The sequence below is a fragment of the Streptomyces sp. NPDC102283 genome, from assembly GCF_044766265.1.
Classification (GTDB): domain Bacteria; phylum Actinomycetota; class Actinomycetes; order Streptomycetales; family Streptomycetaceae; genus Streptomyces.
This window is the reverse complement of sequence record NZ_JBIWLQ010000017.1, coordinates 147,392-166,255: the sequence shown is the minus strand read 5'-3', so window position 1 is coordinate 166,255 and position 18,864 is coordinate 147,392. Positions and strand designations below refer to the sequence as shown.

The 18,864-nt window shown below is 69.8% G+C and carries 18 protein-coding genes and 1 pseudogene; 1 reads left to right on the top strand and 18 read right to left on the bottom strand.

Annotation, left to right across the window (positions count from 1 at the left end; genetic code table 11):
• Nucleotides 1–70 precede the first annotated feature (70 nt).
• The 6 genes and pseudogenes from ACIRJT_RS29400 to ACIRJT_RS29375 all read right to left on the bottom strand — a co-directional run.
• Nucleotides 71–370 (bottom strand): annotated as a pseudogene (locus ACIRJT_RS29400) (GNAT family N-acetyltransferase); the annotation flags it as partial.
• Nucleotides 371–1,165: 795 nt separating this feature from the next.
• The gene (locus ACIRJT_RS29395; protein WP_403914882.1) at nucleotides 1,166–2,053 is read right to left on the bottom strand and encodes an amino acid ABC transporter permease; all 888 of its coding nucleotides are present in this window, start codon (nucleotides 2,051–2,053) and stop codon (nucleotides 1,166–1,168) included.
• On the bottom strand, nucleotides 2,050–2,694 hold the full coding sequence (locus ACIRJT_RS29390) for an amino acid ABC transporter permease (RefSeq protein ID WP_003965158.1): 645 nt from the start codon (nucleotides 2,692–2,694) through the stop codon (nucleotides 2,050–2,052). The genes ACIRJT_RS29395 and ACIRJT_RS29390 overlap by 4 nt, the downstream gene beginning before the upstream one ends.
• Before the next feature lie 16 nt (nucleotides 2,695–2,710).
• On the bottom strand, nucleotides 2,711–3,640 hold the full coding sequence (locus ACIRJT_RS29385) for a glutamate ABC transporter substrate-binding protein (protein ID WP_403914879.1): 930 nt from the start codon (nucleotides 3,638–3,640) through the stop codon (nucleotides 2,711–2,713).
• 13 nt (nucleotides 3,641–3,653) lie between these two features.
• Nucleotides 3,654–4,397: an amino acid ABC transporter ATP-binding protein gene (locus tag ACIRJT_RS29380; protein WP_403914876.1), complete on the bottom strand. Its 744-nt coding sequence runs from the start codon at nucleotides 4,395–4,397 to the stop codon at nucleotides 3,654–3,656.
• 147 nt (nucleotides 4,398–4,544) lie between these two features.
• Entirely contained in the window at nucleotides 4,545–4,985 is a 441-nt protein-coding gene (locus tag ACIRJT_RS29375; RefSeq protein WP_047179583.1) for a DUF6278 family protein, read from the bottom strand.
• A gap of 108 nt (nucleotides 4,986–5,093) precedes the next feature.
• On the opposite strand from ACIRJT_RS29375, the gene ACIRJT_RS29370 reads away from it, so the two are divergent.
• Entirely contained in the window at nucleotides 5,094–5,873 is a 780-nt protein-coding gene (locus ACIRJT_RS29370) for an SDR family NAD(P)-dependent oxidoreductase (protein WP_403914873.1), read from the top strand.
• A gap of 33 nt (nucleotides 5,874–5,906) precedes the next feature.
• On the opposite strand, the gene ACIRJT_RS29365 is transcribed toward ACIRJT_RS29370, so the two are convergent.
• The 12 genes from ACIRJT_RS29365 to ACIRJT_RS29310 all read right to left on the bottom strand — a co-directional run bounded on the left by ACIRJT_RS29365 (nucleotide 5,907) and on the right by ACIRJT_RS29310 (nucleotide 18,841).
• Nucleotides 5,907–6,653: a Clp protease N-terminal domain-containing protein gene (locus ACIRJT_RS29365; RefSeq protein WP_403914870.1), complete on the bottom strand. Its 747-nt coding sequence runs from the start codon at nucleotides 6,651–6,653 to the stop codon at nucleotides 5,907–5,909.
• A gap of 81 nt (nucleotides 6,654–6,734) precedes the next feature.
• Nucleotides 6,735–7,514: an exodeoxyribonuclease III gene (locus ACIRJT_RS29360; protein WP_403914867.1), complete on the bottom strand. Its 780-nt coding sequence runs from the start codon at nucleotides 7,512–7,514 to the stop codon at nucleotides 6,735–6,737.
• A 42-nt stretch (nucleotides 7,515–7,556) separates the two neighbouring features.
• Nucleotides 7,557–8,210 (bottom strand): MBL fold metallo-hydrolase, encoded by a 654-nt coding sequence (locus ACIRJT_RS29355; protein WP_403914864.1) that lies wholly within the window; start codon nucleotides 8,208–8,210, stop codon nucleotides 7,557–7,559.
• A 12-nt stretch (nucleotides 8,211–8,222) separates the two neighbouring features.
• Complete coding sequence (locus ACIRJT_RS29350; protein WP_403914910.1) at nucleotides 8,223–9,413, bottom strand: alpha/beta fold hydrolase; 1,191 nt, start codon at nucleotides 9,411–9,413, stop codon at nucleotides 8,223–8,225.
• Between the two features lie 338 nt (nucleotides 9,414–9,751).
• Complete coding sequence (locus ACIRJT_RS29345; protein WP_403914861.1) at nucleotides 9,752–10,630, bottom strand: geranyl diphosphate 2-C-methyltransferase; 879 nt, start codon at nucleotides 10,628–10,630, stop codon at nucleotides 9,752–9,754.
• Between the two features lie 33 nt (nucleotides 10,631–10,663).
• A complete protein-coding gene (locus tag ACIRJT_RS29340; RefSeq protein ID WP_403914858.1) occupies nucleotides 10,664–11,977 on the bottom strand; it encodes a family 2 encapsulin nanocompartment cargo protein terpene cyclase in 1,314 nt (437 codons plus the stop codon).
• An 81-nt stretch (nucleotides 11,978–12,058) separates the two neighbouring features.
• Nucleotides 12,059–13,471 carry a family 2B encapsulin nanocompartment shell protein gene (locus ACIRJT_RS29335; protein WP_403914856.1) on the bottom strand — a complete coding sequence of 471 codons (1,413 nt, stop codon included), beginning with the start codon at nucleotides 13,469–13,471 and terminating at the stop codon, nucleotides 12,059–12,061.
• Between the two features lie 497 nt (nucleotides 13,472–13,968).
• The gene (locus tag ACIRJT_RS29330; protein WP_403914853.1) at nucleotides 13,969–14,565 is read right to left on the bottom strand and encodes a hypothetical protein; all 597 of its coding nucleotides are present in this window, start codon (nucleotides 14,563–14,565) and stop codon (nucleotides 13,969–13,971) included.
• Nucleotides 14,566–14,636: 71 nt separating this feature from the next.
• Nucleotides 14,637–15,803, bottom strand: coding sequence for an ROK family glucokinase (locus tag ACIRJT_RS29325; protein WP_003965308.1), 1,167 nt, complete (start codon nucleotides 15,801–15,803; stop codon nucleotides 14,637–14,639).
• Between the two features lie 160 nt (nucleotides 15,804–15,963).
• The gene (locus tag ACIRJT_RS29320; RefSeq protein WP_403914850.1) at nucleotides 15,964–16,812 is read right to left on the bottom strand and encodes an ATP-binding cassette domain-containing protein; all 849 of its coding nucleotides are present in this window, start codon (nucleotides 16,810–16,812) and stop codon (nucleotides 15,964–15,966) included.
• Nucleotides 16,809–17,864 carry an ABC transporter permease gene (locus ACIRJT_RS29315; protein ID WP_403914847.1) on the bottom strand — a complete coding sequence of 352 codons (1,056 nt, stop codon included), beginning with the start codon at nucleotides 17,862–17,864 and terminating at the stop codon, nucleotides 16,809–16,811. The genes ACIRJT_RS29320 and ACIRJT_RS29315 overlap by 4 nt, the downstream gene beginning before the upstream one ends.
• A complete protein-coding gene (locus ACIRJT_RS29310; RefSeq protein ID WP_403914845.1) occupies nucleotides 17,861–18,841 on the bottom strand; it encodes a sugar ABC transporter substrate-binding protein in 981 nt (326 codons plus the stop codon). The genes ACIRJT_RS29315 and ACIRJT_RS29310 overlap by 4 nt, the downstream gene beginning before the upstream one ends.
• Nucleotides 18,842–18,864: the final 23 nt, after the last annotated feature.

Below are 18,864 nucleotides of genomic sequence, written 5' to 3'. Positions count from 1 at the left end.
CCGGGTGTCGCCCGAAATCCCGACAGCGAGTGACCCCGACGGCTGTCGCCATCGATTCGCTTTCCTGACACCAGGTCAGCAGATGCTCCAGCAGCATGTCTCCGTAACCGAGACTCTGCTCACCGGGGTCGACGTTCAGGGAGAGCACATGAGCGACGGGCCCGTCCGGCCGGTGCAGCCGGTCCACCGTGTCGAAGCTCAAGGAGAACAGGTCATCCGCACTGTCGATGCGCTGCGAGTAGACAACACCTCGAACAGCTCCCTCGACTTCGACGACCAGATGCCCCACAGAGTTGACCAGTAGCCGCTGCCTGAGGGTCTCTTCGGGGACTCGTAAAAGCTCGGGCCAGCATAACTCTTCCAACTCCATGAGTCGGGGCATGTCAGAGAGACGAGCATGACGAATTACAGCATGGTGCGCGTGCAGCATAAGCCTGGTCAGACCTTCCCCCGCGTCCAGCACCTGCCGGTTGCCGGACGAAATCTGATTCCGCACTCAGAGCAGCGCGGTAAGAAAACTTGATGCGACAGCCAGACTTCGACCGAACTCACGCACAGTCGTACGCTGCCTTCAAGAAACCGAAACGGAATCGCAGAATCCCCTCCCCTCGAACCCAAGGTTCACGATCCGCGCAACAGAATCACGTAGCCGCCGGCAACGCTACCCGAGGCATGCGCCTAGATCAACAAGCAGATGGCGGTGATTCGATCAGGCCTCCAAACGGAACATTGAACTCAGGGCAATGAGAGAGGATCACCATCCGGACAGCGCACAAGTTGGCGTGCCCGACCGGCGGCAATACCACCACATGCACCGCACACGCACCCAACTGGGATATCACCCGTCGTGCATCTAGCGCATGCCTCACGATTCACACAAGTCATTTATTGATCCGCAGCACTTTGGGTCCAGGCTCATTGATGCTGTGAGTGATCCGGTGGGTGTGCGCGGACCTGGTCGCGCGCTGCTGACCCGGCCTCGGGGCCGGCGGGGCGGGTGAGCATCAGGTTCTGTCCAGGCCGCCGTGCAGCGGGAACTCCCGATGTGGGCCGACCCGACCGGCGCGCAGCTGACCTTCTCCTCGCCCGGAACGGACCCGAGTCGTCTCTCGGTCCCGCTGCGCGAGAAGTGATCACCGACTGCTGCCGGGCGGGCAGGACCCGGCTACTGCCCTCCCGGCAGCAGCGTCCCCGGTTCGGCCGGGGCCACCCCCACCGCCCTCGTCCTCGGATTGCGCCGCTGACGACGGGCCACCCACGTGGCGAACCACGAGAGCAGCATGCACATCCCGATGTAGATCGGAGAGATCACCATCACGACGGGGATGAAGGGAAGATCGTAGTCGAGATTCGACGCGATCAGCTTTCCGGCGTGGAGGAATTCCTCGTAGGTGATCAGATAGCCCAGTGAGGTGTCCTTGAGCGCGACCACCAGCTGACTGATGATGGTCGGCAGCATCGCGCGTACGGCCTGGGGAGCCAGGACGAACGTGGTGACCTGTGTCTTGCGCATCCCGAGCGCGTACGCCGCCTCGCGCTGGCCCCGGTCCACGGAGTTGATCCCGGTGCGGAACACCTCCGCGAGGACGGAGCCGTTGTAGAGCGTCAGCCCGGCGACCAGGGCGGGCAGCGGCTGGACCTTCAGCGCCACGAAGATGAAGAAGATCATCACCAGCACCGGCATGGCCCGGAAGAACTCGACGAGCAGCGTGGAGATCCAGCGCAGCACCCGGTGTTCGGAGAGCCGGCCCACCGCGAGGATCGCGCCCAGGACGAGTGAGAGGACCGCGGCGTACGCGAACGCCTTGAGGGTGTTGCCGAGGCCGCGCAGCAGCAGTTCCTGGATGCCCTTGTACGCGAAGGGCGTCCACTTCTCGGCGGTGAACTGGTCGGTGTCGAAGAGCAGATAGACGATCCAGCCGAACAGCGCCAGGATCACCACCGTCGAGGCGATCCCGTACATCAGGTGCCGCTTGCGGGTCACCGGGCCGGGGACGTCGTAGAGCGCGGTGGCGGCGGGCAGTGTGGGCCTGCGGTTGAGGGTCTTGGTCATCGTGCCACTCCCCAGCGTTTCTCCATCACGTTGAACACCGCGCTGATGGTCAGGGTGATGATCAGGTAGCCGACGGCGATCCAGATGAAGGACCAGATGATGCTGTAGCCCAACTCGTTGAGCGTCTTGTAGGTGCCGAGGAGTTCGGTGACGCTGAACGCCCCGGCGATCGCGGAGTTCTTCGCCAGCGCGATGAGTGTCGAGCCGACCGGCGGGATCACCGACCGGAACGCCTGCGGCAGCACCACGGTGCTCAGGGTCTGGCCGAAGTTCATGCCGAGGCTGCGCGCGGCCTCGCCCTGTCCCCTGGGCACGGTGTTGATGCCGGAGCGCAGCACCTCGCAGATGAAGGCCGAGGTGTAGCAGCCGAGCGCCAGCACGGCGAAGACCTGGAACGGCAGGACGAGCCCGAAGCGGGGCAGGCCGAGCAGGACCGCGAAGAACAGCAGCGTCAGCGGGGTGTTGCGGAGCACGGTGACCCAGACCGTGCCCAGCACCCGGAAGGAGCCGACGGGCGCGACCCGGAAGGACGCCATCAGGAAGCCGAGGACGAGCGCCAGCGCGGAGGCGTAGACGGTCAGCTCGACGGTGCCGAGGAAGCCCTTGCCGTAGAGGGAGAAGTTCTCTGTCAGTACGTCCATGGGTGGGGCCGTCCCCTCAGTTCGCCGGGTAGCGGTCGATGGGCGGCGGGGTAGGCGCGGGTGCTCCGGAGAGGCCCAGCGTCGCTTCGTACGCCTTCTTCCAGTTGCCGTCCTTCTCGTTGGCCTCCAGTGCGTCGTTGAGCGCGTCGCGCAGCGCGTTGTCGCTACGCGGCACTCCGATGCCGTACGGCTCCTCGGAGAAGGGCTTGCCGACGACCTTCATCTCGTCGGGCGCCTTGGCCGCGAAGCCCAGCAGGATCGCGTCGTCGGTGGTGACGGCGTCGACCTGGAAGGTGAGGAGGTTGTCGACGCAGATCGAGTAGGTGTCGTACGCGACGAGCGTCGCCTTGGGGTAGTCGGCGGCGATGCGCTGGTAGGGCGTGGAGCCGGCCGCCGAGCAGACCGTCCTGCCCGCCAGGTCCTGCGGCCCGTCGACGTCGTTCTCGTCGGTGCGCACCAGCAGGCCCTGGCCCGCCATGTAGTACGGGCCGGCGAAGCCGACGAGCTTCTTGCGCATGTCGTTGATGGTGTAGGTGCCGACGTAGTAGTCGATCTGGCCGTTCTGCAGGGCAGTCTCGCGGTTGGCGGAGGCGATCGTGCGGAAGCGGATCGTCTTCGGGTCGAAGCCGAGCGAGGCCGACATCATGCGGGCGATCTCGATGTCGAACCCGGAGTAGATCCCGCTCGCCGGGTCCTTCTCCCCCAGGTACGGCTGGTCCTCCTTGGCGCCGACCACCAGATAGCCGCGCTTCTTCGCCTTGGTCCAGGTGCGGGAGTCGGGCAGTTCGAAGCCGGTGTCGACCTGGTACACCGGCAGCGCCTCGGCCTTCGGCCCCTTGACCGGCGGGCTGCCCTCCTTGCCGCAGCCCGCGGCGAGCGCGGCGAGCAGGAGACCGGCCACGAGGGCGACCGCCCCGCCCGTACGCGTGTTCCTCGTACGCAACATGGAATGCCTCCCCTCAGTGCTTGAGGATCTTGGACAGGAAGTCCTTGGCGCGGTCGCTCGAAGGGTTCGTGAAGAAGTCCTCCGGGGTGCGGTCCTCGACGACGCAGCCGTCGGACATGAACACGACGCGGTTGGCCGCGGAGCGGGCGAAGCCCATCTCATGGGTGACCACGACCATGGTCATGCCGTCCCGGGCCAGCTGCTGCATGACCTCCAGGACCTCGTTGATCATCTCCGGGTCGAGCGCCGAGGTGGGCTCGTCGAAGAGGAGCGCCTTGGGGTCCATGGCCAGGGCGCGGGCGATGGCCACGCGCTGCTGCTGGCCGCCGGAGAGCTGGGCGGGGAACTTGTCGGCGTGGGCGACCAGGCCGACGCGCTCCAGCAGTTCGCGGGAGCGCCGGTCGGCCTCGTCCTTCTTGCGCTTGCGGACCTTGAGCTGGGCCAGCGAGACGTTGTCCAGCACGGTCTTGTGGGCGAAGAGGTTGAACGACTGGAAGACCATGCCGACTTCGGCACGGAGCTGGGCCAGGCCCTTGCCCTCCTCGGGGAGGGGTCTGCCGTCGATCGTGATGCTGCCGGACTCGATCGTCTCCAGCCGGTTGATCGCCCGGCACAGGGTGGATTTCCCTGAGCCGGAGGGGCCGATGACCACCACCACCTCCCCGCGGCCGACGGTGAGATTGATGTCCTGAAGTACGTGCAACTCTCCGAAGTGTTTGTTGACGTCCCTCAGTTCGATCAACGGATCGACGGCCATGCGCTGCCCTACCCACTTGTCGCTGTGTCGAGGTCAGCGCAAACTATCCATCGCGAAAAGGGACTTCGCACCCGACACGCGTAAATGGCGCATAAGGCTTTTTAACTGGATTAGGTGAGGAGAGCGGGCTCCCGCGGGGTTCCCGGCTCAGTTTTCCGCGGACTCCGCGTACACCTGGGAGAGCTCGGGGCTGCCCGCCATCGCCCAGTCGAGTCCGGCCGCGACGACGTCGATCTCCCGCCCGGACTCCAGCCGCACCACGGGCTGACCGCTCGGCCAGACGTCCCAGGCGGCGCCCGGAACGGTCCGCACGATCACGGTGCCGAGGTAGAGACCGGCGTCGTTGCCGAGCCAGGGAAGCTCCTCGGGGTCGTCGCGCCAGCGGGGCGGCAGCTGGTCGAGCGCGGCCAACGAGGCGGGTGTGTCGTCGAGTTCGAGTCCGTGCTGCCCCGCCCTGACGCGCAGCAGTTCGCATTCGGCGAGCAGTTCGGCCACGCCGTCGGGGTCTGCCTCGACGGCGGCGGCGAGTGCGCCTGAACGCGTACCACCCTGACGCTTACGCCAGTTGTCCAAGAAAGGGATGTTCATACCACTAGGGTCCCATCCCGGCCGGGTTCCGCACCACAGGGCGCGCGGCGTTCACCGATCCCCCACCCCGCCCCGGCCGGGATCCGAGCAGATATCTAAAGTACGCACATGAGTGCACACGCCTACGTTTCGGAACTGTTCTCGCTGGAAGGCCGGGTGGCGGTGGTCACCGGTGGCAGCTCCGGCATCGGCCGGGCGATCACCGGCGCCCTGGCCCGGGCCGGCGCGGGCGTCGTCGTGGTGGCCCGCCGGGAGGCCGAGCTGAGCGCGACCGTGGACGAGCTGACCGCCGAGGGCTGCCGGGCCACCTGGGTGAGCGCGGACCTGAGCACCGCCGAGGGAGTGCGCGTGGGTGCGGACGAGGCCGTGCGGGCGTTCGGGGAGCCGGACATCCTGGTGAACTGCGCCGGGATCAATCTGCGCCCGCCGATGACCGAGCTCGGCGAGGACGTCTGGGACGCCACGATGGCGGTGAACCTGAAGGCGCCGTTCCTGCTGGGGCAGCGCTTCGGGCCCGGCATGGCCGAGCGCGGCCACGGGCGGATCATTCACGTCACCTCGCAGCAGGCGCACCGGGCCTTCGTGAACAGCGGCGCCTACGGGGTGTCCAAGGGTGGTCTGGAGTCCCTGGCCCGCTCCCAGGCCGAGGCGTGGTCCCCGCACGGCGTCACCGTGAACACCCTGGTGCCCGGGTTCGTGCTGACGCCGCTGAACGAGCGGCTCGCCTCGGACCCGGAGAAGGTGGCGTCGCTCGCCGCGCGGACCCTGGTCGGCCGCAACGGCCTCGCGGAGGACTTCGCGGGGGCCGCGGTGTTCCTGGCGGGGCGCTCCTCGGCGTACGTCACCGGGCAGTCGGTGTTCGTGGACGGCGGGTTCTCGGTGCACTGAGGACCCGCCGCCCACACCCCGGGGCCTGTCAGGTCAGGACTCCTGCCGCCACAGGGCGGCGGCCGCTTCGGTCACCGCCGCCTCGACGGACGCCGAGGCGGCGTCCTTCTCCACGCCGAGGCCGCTCAGCACGCCGGAGCCGTCCTCGAACTCCAGCAGGGCCAACAGGATGTGCTCGGTGCCGACGTAGTTGTGCCCGAGCCGGAGCGCCTCACGGAAGGTCAGCTCCAGGACCTTGCGGGAGTCGGCGTCGTACGGGATCAGCTCGGGCACCTCTTCGGATGCCGGCGGCAGCGCGGCGGTCGCCGCCGTACGGAGGGCGTCCGGGGTGACCTCCGGGCCGAGGAGGACCCCGGCCGCGATGGATTCGGGCTCGGCGAGCAGGCCGAGCACCAGGTGAGCCGGGAGGATCTCGGCGTGCCGGCCGGCCTGGGCCTCGTTGTGGGCGGCCATGACGACGTTACGGGCGCGCTGGGTGAAGCGGCCGAAGCCCTGGCTCGGGTCGAGGTCGGAGGCGCTGTCGCCCTTCTTGGGCACGAAGCGCTTCTGGGCCGCCTGGCGGGTGACCCCCATGCTCCGGCCGATGTCCGTCCAGGAGGCGCCGGAGCGGCGCGCCTGGTCCACGAAGTGGCCGATCAGATGGTCGGCCACGTCGCCGAGGTGGTCGGCGGCGATGACCGCGCCGGAGAGCTGCTCCAGGGCATCGGTGTTGGACTTCTTGATGGCCTCGATCAGGTCGTCGAGGCGCACGGACGGCGTGGCGGGAAGGGGCTGCGTCATACGTCAACCTTAGGTTGACATCCACGGGGTGTCAACCTTGGGTTGTCAGTGCGACGCGGCCTCCACCCCGTGGAACGCGGCTCAGAGGTCGAGGTCGACGACCACCGGGGCGTGGTCCGAGGCGCCCTTGCCCTTGCGCTCCTCGCGGTCGACGTAGCTGTCCTTGACGGCGGCGGTGAACGGGGCGTTGCCGAAGGTGAGGTCGATCCGCATGCCCTTGTTCTTGGGGAACCTCAGCTCGCGGTAGTCCCAGAAGGTGTAGGCGCGGTCGTACTTGAGGGGGCGGGGCAGGACCTCGCTCAGGCCCTCCGCCTCCAGGGCCGCGAGGGCGGCCCGCTCGGCGGGCGTCACATGCGTGGCGCCGGCGAACAGCGCCGGGTCCCAGACGTCCTCGTCGGTCGGGGCCACGTTGAAGTCGCCGAGGACCGCGAACGGCAGGGCCTTCGCGGCGTCCGCCGCCACGGCCTTCCGCAGTGCCTCCAGCCAGCGCAGCTTGTACGCGTAGTGCTCGTGCGCGACCTCGCGGCCGTTGGGCACGTACACCGACCAGAGGCGCAGCGGGCCGCACGTCGCCGAGATCGCGCGCGGCTCCTGCACCCCCTCGTAGTCGGGGCCGTCGGGCAGCCCGGTGACGACGTCGCAGAGGCCGACGCGGGAGAGCAGCGCGACCCCGTTCCACCGGCCGGTGGCGTTGACCGCGGACTCGTAACCCAGCTCGGCGAGCGCGGCGGTGGGGAACTGCTCCGCCGTGCACTTGGTCTCCTGGATGCACAGCACATCGGTGCCGCTGCTCTCCAGCCAGGCCAGAAGCCTCGGCAGCCGGGCGGTGATCGAATTGACGTTATAGGTGGCGATGCGCATGGCAGCCAACCTAGCGGCTCCCGCTGACAGTCGCCGGAGGGCTCACAGCTCGGTGACGCCGCCCGGGGCCAGCCGAGAGTGGTCCGCGCCGCCCAGGGCCCCGATCTGGTTGTCGTAGATCGGCCGGGCCAGATCGGTCAGCAGGGCGTCGTGGACGTCGATGGCGCGTCGCGGCTTGACCTCGCGCACGTAGTCGATGACCTCGGAGATCTTGTTCCAGGGGGCCATGACCGGCAGCAGGAGGGTGTCGACGGGACGGTCGGGAACGGTGAGCGCGTCGCCGGGGTGGAAGACCGAGCCGTCGACCAGGAAGCCGACGTTGGTGACCCTCGGGATGTCGGGGTGGATCACCGCGTGCAGCTCGCCGTGCACGGTGACCTCGAATCCGGCGGCGGCGAACGCGTCCCCGTCGCCCACGGTGTGCACCCGCCCGGGGAACGCGGCCGAGAGCTGCTCGGCCACGCTGCGCAGCGTCCAGATCTCGGCTGCGGGATTCGCCTCCAGGCCCGCCCGCAGCCGCGCCTCGTTGAAGTGGTCCGGGTGCTCGTGCGTCACCAGGACGACGTCGGCGCCGAGTGCCGCGTCGTCCTCGGAGAAGCCGCCGGGGTCGATGACCAGGACCCGGCCGTCCTTCTCGACGCGGACGCAGGAGTGGGTCTTCTTGGTGAGGGTGAGAGCCCCGGGCGATGCGTTCATGGCCCCATCCTGCTACGCGGGCGGCGTGGTTTCCTCCTGGATCACCTTCTGCGCGACGGCGAAGGCGGCGCCGGCGGCCGGGAGTCCGCAGTAGACGGCGGTCTGGAGCAGGACTTCCTTGATCTCAGCGGGCGTCAGGCCGTTGCGCAGAGCGGCGCGGGTGTGCGCGGCCAGGCCCTCCAGATGGCCGGAGGCGACGAGCGCGGTGAGCGTGATGCAGCTGCGGGTACGGCGGTCGAGGCCGTCCCGGCTCCAGACCTCGCCCCAGGCGTACCGGGTGACCAGCTCCTGGAAGTCCTCGGTGAAGCCGTCGGCCGAGGCGTTCACCGCGTCGACATGGGCGTCCCCCAGCACCTCCCGGCGTACCTTCGTGCCCTGCTCGTGCCGGGCGTCCGGTGTCGGAGCGGACGTCTCGGGCGTCGGGGCGGCCGGGGCGATCTCGGCCACCGGGGCGAACGGGGCGGCGGGCGTCGCGGGCCCGGGGACGATCGGCAGCACGGGGATCGCGGCCGAGGTGTCCTGCTGCCAGGCGGTGGAGAAGTGCATCAGCAGCAGGTCGCTGACGGCGGCGGGCTGCTCGACCGGCGCGAGGTGCGAGGCCCCGGGAACGAGCGCCAGGCGGGCGTCCGGTATGCCGGCGACCAGTGTGCGGGCCTCGGCGGGCCCGGTGACCTGGTCCTCCGCCCCGACCAGCACCAGGGTGGGAGCCCCGATCCGGCCCAGCGCGCCGCGGATGTCGAACGCCGCGAGCGCCTCGCAGGCGGCGATGTAGCACCCGGGATCGGTGGTGCGGACCATTTGTACGGCCCATTCGACGATGGCGGGCTGCGCGGCGGCGAAGCCGGGAGTGAACCAGCGCTCCGGCGCGGTGCGGGCGATCGGCTCCAGGCCGTTGGTGCGGACGATCACGCCGCGCTGGCGGAACTCGTCCGCCGTGCCGAACCGGGGCGAGGAGGCGACGAGCGCCAGCGAGGCGACCCGGTGCGGATGTCTCAGCGCCAGGTCCGCGCCGATCGCCCCGCCGATCGAACAGCCCGCGTAGCCGAAACGCTGGATGCCGAGCCCGTCCAGCGTCGCGAGCAGCCGGTCGGCCAGATCGGCGACGGAGGCGGCGGCGTGCGCGGGCGCGCCACCGTGGCCGGGCAGGTCGTAGCGGAAGACTCGCCAGTGCTGGGACAGCTCGGGTATCTGGCGGTCCCACATGTGCCAGGTCGTGCCCAGCGAAGGACCTATGACCAGGACCGGAGCGTCTTCCGGCCCGTCGACGCAGTATTTGAGGGTGTTCCGTGGTGTCTCGCTCACCCGCTCGACCCTCTCATCCCGCGACCGCCTCCCCCAACTCAGGGCGTCGCCGCGTCGGGGAGCCGGCCGTCCCGGTGACGGGAGGAGCGGTGGTGCGGCGGGGCACACCGTGACGCTTCACACGACGGTGAGGACGTCGGCGACCGGCCTGCCCGGCGCGGAGCCGGTCGGCGGGGCCGTCCGTCTCCGTGCCGAGCACCGCCCGCCGAGGGTGCTGGCCGGCCATGGGCCGGGCGCTGTCAGACGCGGTCGGCGGCGATGAGGAGGTACTGGAAGGACCCGTCCCGGTAGGAGTTGATGAACGCGTCCTCGATCCCCGTGACCAGCGAGGACGTGGCCCGCAGCTCCCAGTAGGGCAGGGTGTCCGGGGTGAGGTCGATGACGGCCTGCGGCACGAGGCGGTTGTCGGCCATGGCCCGCAGATACTCCCGGCGCGAGTGGATGTTGCACTCGAAGTGCGCGTTGATCTGCGAGACCCACTTCGAGGGCTGTCCGTAGCGCGGGTTCCAGCAGCCGGTGATGGTCACGTAGCGGCCGCCCACCTTCAGGACGCGGGAGTGCTCGGCGAAGAGGTCGTCCAGGTCCACGTACATGCTCGACTCGTTGTTCCACGACGCCGCGGCGGAACCGGTCGCGAAGGGCGTGGAGAGCATGTTGCAGACGCGGGCACGGACGTGGTCCCCGATGCCCAGCTCCGCGGCGCGCCCATTGGCGAAGTCGGCCTGCTTGGCCGACAGGGTCACGCCTTCCACCGAGCAGCCGAAGCGCTGGTGCGCCATCACCATCGAGCCGCCCCGGCCACAACCCGCGTCCACCAGGGTGTCGTCGCGACCGATGTCACCGAGGTGCCCCAGCAGGAAATCGGCCTGCGCCGACTCCAGCCGGTGGAGCTCGGTGATGAGCTTCTTCTCGCTCTCGCTGTCCTCGGCGGTGCCGAGCGAGGCGGTGTCGACCTCACCGATGCCGTAGTGGTGGTGGTAGAGGCCGTCGACGTCACCGAGGCGCAGATTCACGGGCCGGGCCTCCCCGTCCCAGTAGCGGGCGATGTCTGACTGGTAGGGAGTCGCGGGGCCGGGGATGCGCAGGGCGGGGGCGGTGGTGAGTTCAGCGTTGGTCACGGACGATTCCCATCTCTTGCCGGAAGTCGGGGCCTACCAGAAGTCGGGCAGGCTGTAGCGGTAGGTGTTCGATTGGTGCCAGTGGTGATTGCCGTCGACCCAGGCGGCGACGCCCCGCAGGAAGCGCTGCACGGCGGGGACGGGGCAGGCGACGGCCAGTGCCGCGGCCTCGGTCTCGAAGGCGTGCATCAGCTCGTTGTGGATCTCGACCGATTTCAGGTAGGCGTCCTGGTCGGACAGCCCCTCGCGTTCGGCGATCACGACGGGCAGGTTCAGGTGCCGGCCCGGAGCGGCGAGCTCCTTGGTGTACGAGTAGAGGTCGTTCACGATCGTCGTGGCGTTGGAGGCGAGGGCGATGACCTTCTGCATGTCGGCCCGGGCGTGCAGGTCCGCCGGGAGTTCGTAGCCGCCCACGGTGTCGGTGATGGTGGGGCAGGGCCGGAAGTTGTTGAACTGGCGCATCGCCAGGTACTCCCAGACCTCCGGGACCTGGTCCTGCTGGGCCCAGGCCGCTTCGGCCAGATACCCCAGGTGCAGTCGCGCCATGTCGTGGCGGAGCCGGTCCGCCTGGGAGGGGCCGGCCGCGCGGACGAAGTAGTCCATGGCGGAGCGGTAGGCGCGCCGGGGGGCGTCCTCGTGGAGCGAGGCCGCCCACCCCGGCTGGTACTCCCGCGCGGTGTACAGGGGGTCGAGCGCGGTGTGCGCGAGCAGAAGCCGCTCTCCGAGGCCGATGGGCGAGCCGCCGTGGTCCTCGCAGTAGCAGTCGTCCACCGCGTTCTCGGCGACCATCAGGCGGGTGGCGAGCATCAGGTGGTCGACGGTGGGCGCGTCCGGATGGCATCCGACCATGTAGCGGCCCACGGAGAAGCCGTCGAACTGCTCCTCCCACTCCTCGGGATACAGGGAGACCTCGTCCAGCGCCCAGGCCTTGATCCTTCGGCTGACCTCGTCGACGCGCCCCTCGTCGGGCTCGGGGACGGGGTGGTGGTACAGCCCCGGAATCGGCCGGCCTTCCTGGGTGGCCGCCGGTACGGGCCGCTCCTCCAGGAGTGTCAGCCGCAGGCCGTCCGTGCCCAGGCCGTGAGGCCCGCCCAGCAGCCGTGCCGGCCCGACACCCTGCCCCGGCACGTCGGGCACCGGTACGGCGGCCGGCAAAATCGCGGGCGACGGCCGGCGGAAGGACAGCCCGGTGGGCGGTGACGGCAGGAGACGCCCGCCGTACGGTCCGCCGACGGCTGTTTCGCTGTCATGGGCGCGAGCCGCGACCGCGCCGTACGCGGTCGCCCCGAAGCGGGTGACGGCCTCCGGCAGGCTCGACCGCGGAGGTGGCAGCTCGGGCACGGGCATGCGTGGCTCCTTGATGGGGTGTGGGGGTGTTCGACGGCGTCCGGGCACGGCGGCCTGCCACGCGGGGCCGGGCGGCGGCGGCTACCTGGGCCAGTGGGCGATCTGCACGTTCTCCAGCACGCCGACCGCGTCGGGCACGAGGATCGCGGCGGAGTAGTAGGTGCTGACGAGGTAGGAGATGATCGCCTTCTCGTCGATGTTCATGAAGCGGACCGAGAGGCCCGGTTCGTACTCGTCCGGCAGGCCGGTCTGCCGCAGACCGATGACGCCCTGGTTCTCCTCACCCGTACGCAGGGCGAGGATCGAGCTGGTCCTCTCCGGAGTGATGGGGATCTTGCCGCAGGGCAGGATCGGCACACCGCGCCAGGCGGGAACCTGCTGGCCACCGAGGTCGGTGTGGTCCGGGTAGAGGCCGCGCGCGTTGAACTCGCGCCCCATCGCCGCGATCGCCCGGGGGTGCGCGAGGAAGAACTTGGTACCCCGGCGGCGGCTGAGCAGCTCGTCCAGGTCGTCCGGGGTCGGCGGGCCGGAATGCGTCTGGATGCGCTGCTTGAAGTCGGCGTTGTGGAGCAGGCCGAACTCCCGGTTGTTGATCAGCTCGTGCTCCTGGCGCTCCCGCAGCGCCTCGATGGTGAGCCTGAGCTGTTCCTCGGTCTGGTTCATCGGGCCGTTGTAGAGGTCGGCGACCCTGGTGTGGACCCGCAGAATGGTCTGGGCGACCGAGAGTTCGTATTCGCGCGGCTTCGGTTCGTAGTCGGCGAACGCCCCGGGCAGCTCGTGCTCGCCGACGTGGCCGGCCGACATCGCGATCTCCGCCTCACCGCGGTGGTTCTGCCGCTGCTCGGAGCGCGCGGTGAACGCGGCGAGGTGGGCCCGGAGGGCTGCCGAGTTCGACACGATGGACGCGAAGTCGGCGCGGGACAGGGTGAGCAGCGTGCCGGCGGTCTCGGCGGTGGCGGTCCGCGTCCATCGGGCGTCGTCGTCCAGCAGGGCGTGCTCGCCGAAGCGGTCGCCGTCAGCCAGGACCTCCAGGGTGGCCTCGTCGCCGTAGTTGCCGGCGGAGGTCTGACCGATCCGGCCGTGCGCGATCAGATGGAGCTGGTCCGCGGCCGTGCCCCGCTCGACCAGCGTCTCCCCCGCCCGGAAGTCACGCTGGACGCACCGGTCGGCGATGGCCGTCAGCACCTCGGCGTCGTCGAAGTCCCGCAGCAGGGCCAGTTCGCCCAGCTCCTGAGGGATGACCCGGACCGCGGCCCCGTCCTGAACGAACTCCACCCGCCCGTCGCCCACCGTGAAGGTCAGCCGCCGGTTGACCCGGTAGGCGCCGCCCTTGGTCTCGACCCAGGGAAGCATCCGCAGCAGCCAGCGGGAGGTGATCTCCTGCATCTGCGGGGCGGACTTCGTCGTGCTGGCGAGGTTGCGGGCGGCGGCCGTCCCCAGGCTGGACTGCCGGGGCACTTCCAGCCGCGCTTCCGAGCTCGAGTCAACAGTCATCGGGCAGGCTCTCCTTGGTCGGGGCGGGGCGCGCATAACAGATGTGAACGCCCGAAAGCATGAAATAAAGCAGGTAAAGGAGTGATATGGAGGGGAACCCCTTCCAGATCCAGGGGAACACTAAGGGCCCCTTCGCCCCCCGGACCAAGGAAATCTGCCGACATTAGCTCGATACGATGATCGCGCCCGCGGGATGTTTGCCCCCGCGCCGATGGATTTCAGCCATGATCGGGCAGGGCGTTCGGCAGTCTTCCGGGGCTCATACGGCTCGGAGCCGCGGAAGCGCGGCGAAATCCGGCCGGTCGAGGCAGGCGGACGGTGCTATTGACGCGCGGCACGCGGTAGAGCGCCCGCGAACGGCACAGCACGCGGACACACGTCGGCCCCGGCGGTGGGTCACCGCCGGGGCCGACACGCGCGCCGGCCACCGGGTCGATGCGCTCGGTGGCGGTGCGGCGTACCCGGTGCGCCGGGCCGACGTACTCAGAGGCTCCCGGTCACGGGGTCGCCGCCGATACGACATAGACGACCGGAGCCGCCGGGTCGGTCATATTGACCGTGATGTTCTGGGTGGGGCGCGGCTTCTTGTTGCTGTGCGTGGTGCTGGCCCAGTCCTCGCCCGGCCCGAAGGACCAGCCGGTGATCTTGATGTCCCGGGGGTTGATGTCGATCGTGTCGGGCTCCAGCGCCGCGCGTCCGGTGCCCACCCCGGTCAGGAAGCGGTCGAGACCGGCGGAGGTCGTCCGGAACTTCGCGTACATCCGGCTGGCTTTCCAGTTGTTCGTCTCGTAGTACTGGACGCCGAGCCCGTTGCCAGGGATCGGGATCTCGAAGATGCGGCGCTGCATCTTGGAGGGCCAGCCCTCCCGGAGGCCCACGGCGGCCGCCTCGGCCTCCTTGTCCTGGCCCGAGCGGCGGCTCTGGCCGGCCGAGATCAGCAGGTAGCCGGCCGGGATGCCGATCAGCAGCACGATGGTCGTCGCGGTGATGAATCGCCGCTTGAACACATGCCGCGGGTCCTCGGGCGGCTTGCCCTCGCCGTCGCCCGGAGACTCCGACTGGTGCGGCACCACGGGGTGCTCGGCTGCGATCATGATCAGGTGGTCCCTAAGGTGCTGCGGTGACGGCGTACTGAAGGGTGGACGCCGGAACGGGCGGCTGCGGTTCAGTCAGCGGTGCGGGTGGACCGCGTGTTGCGGATGGTGCTCGCCGCCTGGTCGTAGATCTGGGCGTACCGCTCGTACCGCTCGACGCGCCGCCGGTTGGCCCGGCGGAATCGGCGGGCGACCAGCCGGGCCAGGTCCGCGGCGCCGACCATACCCGCCTCGGGGCCGAGCTGCGCCTTCGCGATCCGGGCCTCGGGGCGGTAGCCGCGGCCGGTGAGGTGACGCTTGAAGGCGTCCCTGGCGGGGTTGATCAGCAGGTCGTCGGCGGCGCTGACGCCGCCTCCGATCACGAAGCAGGAGGGGTCGAGCGCCGCGGCCAGATTGGCGATGCCGATGCCGAGCCACTGGCCGATGTCCTGGAGCAGCTCGATGCACATCGCGTCGCCCTCGCGGGCCAGTTCGGTGATGAGGGGCCCGGTGATGTCGGCGACGTTCCCCTTCACCCGGTCCAGCAGGTAGTGCGCCACCGGGGAGTCGGCGGCGGCCAGCTCCCTGGCCTCGCGGACCAGGGCGTTGCCGGAGCTGTACTGCTCCCAGCAGCCCCGGTTGCCGCAGGGGCAGCGGTGGCCCGAGGGCACGACCTGCATGTGGCCGAACTCACCGGCCACGCCGTACTTGCCGCGCTTGACCTGGCCGTCCTCCAGGATCGCGCCGCCGATGCCCGTACCGAGGGTGATCATGACGAGGTGGTCCTCGCCGCGGCCCGCTCCGAAGCGCCATTCCGCCCAGGCGGCGGTGTTGGCGTCGTTGTCGACCATGACGGGGACGACGAGGCGGGAGGCGATCGCGTCGCGCAGGGGTTCGTCGCGCCAGGCGAGGTGCGGGGCGAACAGCACCTTGGAGCGGTCGGCGTCCACCCAGCCCGCCGCGCCGATGCCCACGGCGTGGACGTCGTGGCGGTCGGAGAGGTCCAGGACCAGCTCGACGATGGTGTCCTCGACGACCTTGGGGCTCTTGGACTTGTCGGGCGTCTCGGTGCGGAGCTGTTCCAGGATGTTGCCGTCGGCGTCGACGACGCCCGCCATCACCTTGGTGCCGCCGATGTCGATCCCGACCGTGGGGACCCGGGGGGCGGTGAGGTGCGAGCGGCGTTCCTTGGTGCCGACGGTCTTGAGGACGGTGGCGCGGGCGGAGCCGCGGTGTGCGAAGTCGCGGTACGTGCTCATCGTCCCTGCGGGGTCTGGGGGGCCGGGCCGCTGTCGCGGCCGGCGGCGGACGGCGCCCGCCGGGCTCGATTCTGCCACTGCCCGGCCCCGGGGGGCCGGTGGGCGGGGTCGGCCGCGCCGGGGCGGTCGCCGCTCAGGGGGTCCAGGGGCGGGACAGCCCTCAGTCCTTCGTGCCGTGGACGCCCGGGAGGGTGGGGGTCGGGGTGCGTTCCAGCTCGTGGCTGAGCTCCTCCAGCTCACTGCCGCCCGCCATCTGCCGGGTCAGCTCGTCCAGCGTGACGTCGTCCTTGGTGTGGCTGCCGGACATCGCGCCGCGCTTGAGGAGGATGAAGCGGTCTCCGACGAGGTGGGCGTGGTGCGGGTTGTGCGTGATGAGGACCACGCCGAGGCCCGCGTCGCGGGCGGCCGCCACGTACTTGAGGACCACGCCGGACTGCTTGACGCCGAGGGCGGCGGTCGGCTCGTCCAGGACCAGGACCTTCGCGCCGAAGTAGACGGCGCGGGCGATGGCCACGCACTGGCGCTCGCCGCCGGACAGGGTGCCGATGGGCTGGTCGACGTCGCGCAGGTCGATGCCCATGCGCAGCAGTTCGGTACGGGTGCTCTCGCGCATCCTGCGGACGTCGAGGCGCTTGAAGGGGCCGAAGCCGACGGTGGGCTCGGAGCCGAGGAAGAAGTTGCGCCAGACCGGCATCAGCGGGACGACGGCGAGGTCCTGGTAGACGGTGGCGATGCCCCGGTCCAGGGCGTCGCGCGGGTTGGCGAGGGTCGTCTCCTCGCCGTCGATCAGGAAGCGTCCGGCGTCGTGCCGGTGCAGCCCCGCGATGATCTTGATGAGGGTGGACTTGCCGGCGCCGTTGTCCCCGAGCACGCAGGTGATCCCGCCAGCGTGGACCTCCAGCGAGACATGCTCCAGGGCCTTGATGTTGCCGTAGAACTTGGACACGTCGTCCAGCTCGACCAGCGGTCCCGCGGCCGCTCCAGCGGTGTCTTCAGGGGTGGCCGTCATGACGTCGCCTCCGCGCGCTTGCGCACCCACGCGTTGAGCAGGGTGGCCAGGAGCAGCATCGCTCCCAGGAAGAATTTGAACCAGTCCGGGTTCCACTCGGCGTACACGATGCCCTTGCTGGTCATGCCGAAGATGAAGGCGCCGACGGCCGAGCCGATCGCGGAGCCGTAGCCGCCGGTGATCAGGCAGCCGCCGATGACGGCCGCGATGATGTACGTCAGCTCGTTGCCGACGCCCTCGCCGGACTGGACGACGTCGTAGCTGAACAGCAGGTGCTGGCCGGAGACCCAGGCGGCGAAGGCGACGCCCAGATAGAGCCCGATCTTGGTGCGGATGACGGGGACGCCGACCGCGCGGGCCGCGTCGGCCTCGCCGCCGACGGCGAAGATCCAGTTTCCGAAGCGGGTACGGAGGAGGATCCAGGTGGCCACGCCGACGAGCGCCGCCCACCACAGGATCGTCACCTTGAACTCGACGCCGCCGAGGGTGAGCGTCGAGGCGAACAGCGCGCGGGCCGAGTCGAAGCCCTCCATGTCGCCGATGGCCTTGGTCGAGACGGTGCCGCTGATGAGCTTGGTGAAGCCGAGGTTCAGACCGGTCAGCATCAGGAACGTGCCGAGCGTGATGATGAAGCTCGGCAGTTTGGTGCGGGTCAGCATGAAGCCGTTGAACGCGCCGATAGCGAGCGTGACCAGCAGCGACACGAGGACGCCGACCCAGACGTTGGCCGTCATCTGGTAGCTGAACATCGAGGAGATCAGCGCGGAGCTGGTCACCATGACCCCGGCGGAGAGGTCGAACTCGCCGCCGATCATCAGCAGCGCGACCGGCGCGGCCATGATGCCGAGGACCGAGGCCGCGTACAGCACGGTGCCGAGGCTGGAGGCCTGGAGGAAGCTGTCGGCGACGATCGCGAAGAAGAGGAAGACGGCCGCCGCGCCGACGACCGAGCCGAGCTCGGGGCGGCCGAGCAGCTTGCGCAGCGGTGAGGTGCGTACCAGCCGCTCGTCCGCCTTCGCCGGCGTCCGGGGCGCGGCGGTGGAGCCGCTCATCGGGTTCCCCGCTTGGTGAAGTCGGCCAGGGCGTCGGCGTCGTCCTTGGTGATGATCTGCGGGCCGGTGAGGACGGGCAGGCCGCCGCCGAGGACGTTGCGGTTGTAGCGGTAGAGCCAGAGCAGGTCGACGGCCTCATAGCCCTGGAGGTAGGGCTGCTGGTCGACGGCGAAGCCGAGCTTGTCGCTCTGGAGGCCGGTGGCGACCTTGGCGTTGAGGTCGAAGGTGTCGATCTCGGCCTTGCTGCCGGCCGTCTGCTTGGCCTGGACGGCCGCGTCGGCGAAGGGGGCGCCGAGGGTGACGACCGCGTCGATGCTCTTGTCCGACTGGAGCTTGGCCTCGATGGACGCGGTGACGTCGGGCATGTTGGTGCCGTCGACGTACAGGTTCTGCATCGTGCCGTCGAAGCTCTTCTTCGCCCCGGCGCAGCGCTGCTCGTGGCCCACGTTGCCCTGTTCGTGCAGGACGCAGAGGGCCTTCTTGCGGTCCCGGCCGTTCAGCTCGTCGCCGACGGCCTCGCCGGCGATCGACTCGTCCTGGCCGATGTGGGTCAGCGCGCCGAACTCCTTGGACTCCGCGGAGCCCGAGTTCACGGTGACGACCGGGATGCCGGCCTTGACGGCCTTGGCGACCACGGCCTTCATCGCGTCCGGCTTGGCCAGCGAGACGATCAGCCCGTCGACCTTCTTGTCGATCGCGGTCTGGACGAGCTGGGCCTGCTGGTTGGCCTCGTCGTTGTGCGAGTAGAGGAAGTTGATGTTGTCCTTGACGGCCGCCTGCTCGGCGCCCTTCTGGACGATGTCCCAGAAGGTGTCGCCGTCGCCCGAGTGGGTGACCATGGCGAAGGTCCAGCGCGGTGTGTTCACCGCGGCCCGTCCCTCGGCCGCGGCGGCCGCGCGCTCCTCGGCGCGCTTGCCGCCGGTGCTGCTGCATCCCGCGAGGGAGGCGCCCAGCACCACTGCCAGCACGGCGCCCATAGCGCGTACCCCTGTCCGAACCC

Coding starts and splice junctions, on each gene's coding strand:
- ACIRJT_RS29395 (WP_403914882.1), bottom strand. CDS start 2,053: ATGACCAAGACCCTCAACCGCAGGCCCACACTGCCCGCCGCCACCGCG.
- ACIRJT_RS29390 (WP_003965158.1), bottom strand. CDS start 2,694: ATGGACGTACTGACAGAGAACTTCTCCCTCTACGGCAAGGGCTTCCTC.
- ACIRJT_RS29385 (WP_403914879.1), bottom strand. CDS start 3,640: ATGTTGCGTACGAGGAACACGCGTACGGGCGGGGCGGTCGCCCTCGTG.
- ACIRJT_RS29380 (WP_403914876.1), bottom strand. CDS start 4,397: ATGGCCGTCGATCCGTTGATCGAACTGAGGGACGTCAACAAACACTTC.
- ACIRJT_RS29375 (WP_047179583.1), bottom strand. CDS start 4,985: ATGAACATCCCTTTCTTGGACAACTGGCGTAAGCGTCAGGGTGGTACG.
- ACIRJT_RS29370 (WP_403914873.1), top strand. CDS start 5,094: ATGAGTGCACACGCCTACGTTTCGGAACTGTTCTCGCTGGAAGGCCGG.
- ACIRJT_RS29365 (WP_403914870.1), bottom strand. CDS start 6,653: ATGACGCAGCCCCTTCCCGCCACGCCGTCCGTGCGCCTCGACGACCTG.
- ACIRJT_RS29360 (WP_403914867.1), bottom strand. CDS start 7,514: ATGCGCATCGCCACCTATAACGTCAATTCGATCACCGCCCGGCTGCCG.
- ACIRJT_RS29355 (WP_403914864.1), bottom strand. CDS start 8,210: ATGAACGCATCGCCCGGGGCTCTCACCCTCACCAAGAAGACCCACTCC.
- ACIRJT_RS29350 (WP_403914910.1), bottom strand. CDS start 9,413: ATGTGGGACCGCCAGATACCCGAGCTGTCCCAGCACTGGCGAGTCTTC.
- ACIRJT_RS29340 (WP_403914858.1), bottom strand. CDS start 11,977: ATGCCCGTGCCCGAGCTGCCACCTCCGCGGTCGAGCCTGCCGGAGGCC.
- ACIRJT_RS29335 (WP_403914856.1), bottom strand. CDS start 13,471: ATGACTGTTGACTCGAGCTCGGAAGCGCGGCTGGAAGTGCCCCGGCAG.
- ACIRJT_RS29330 (WP_403914853.1), bottom strand. CDS start 14,565: ATGATCGCAGCCGAGCACCCCGTGGTGCCGCACCAGTCGGAGTCTCCG.
- ACIRJT_RS29325 (WP_003965308.1), bottom strand. CDS start 15,803: ATGAGCACGTACCGCGACTTCGCACACCGCGGCTCCGCCCGCGCCACC.
- ACIRJT_RS29320 (WP_403914850.1), bottom strand. CDS start 16,812: ATGACGGCCACCCCTGAAGACACCGCTGGAGCGGCCGCGGGACCGCTG.
- ACIRJT_RS29315 (WP_403914847.1), bottom strand. CDS start 17,864: ATGAGCGGCTCCACCGCCGCGCCCCGGACGCCGGCGAAGGCGGACGAG.
- ACIRJT_RS29310 (WP_403914845.1), bottom strand. CDS start 18,841: ATGGGCGCCGTGCTGGCAGTGGTGCTGGGCGCCTCCCTCGCGGGATGC.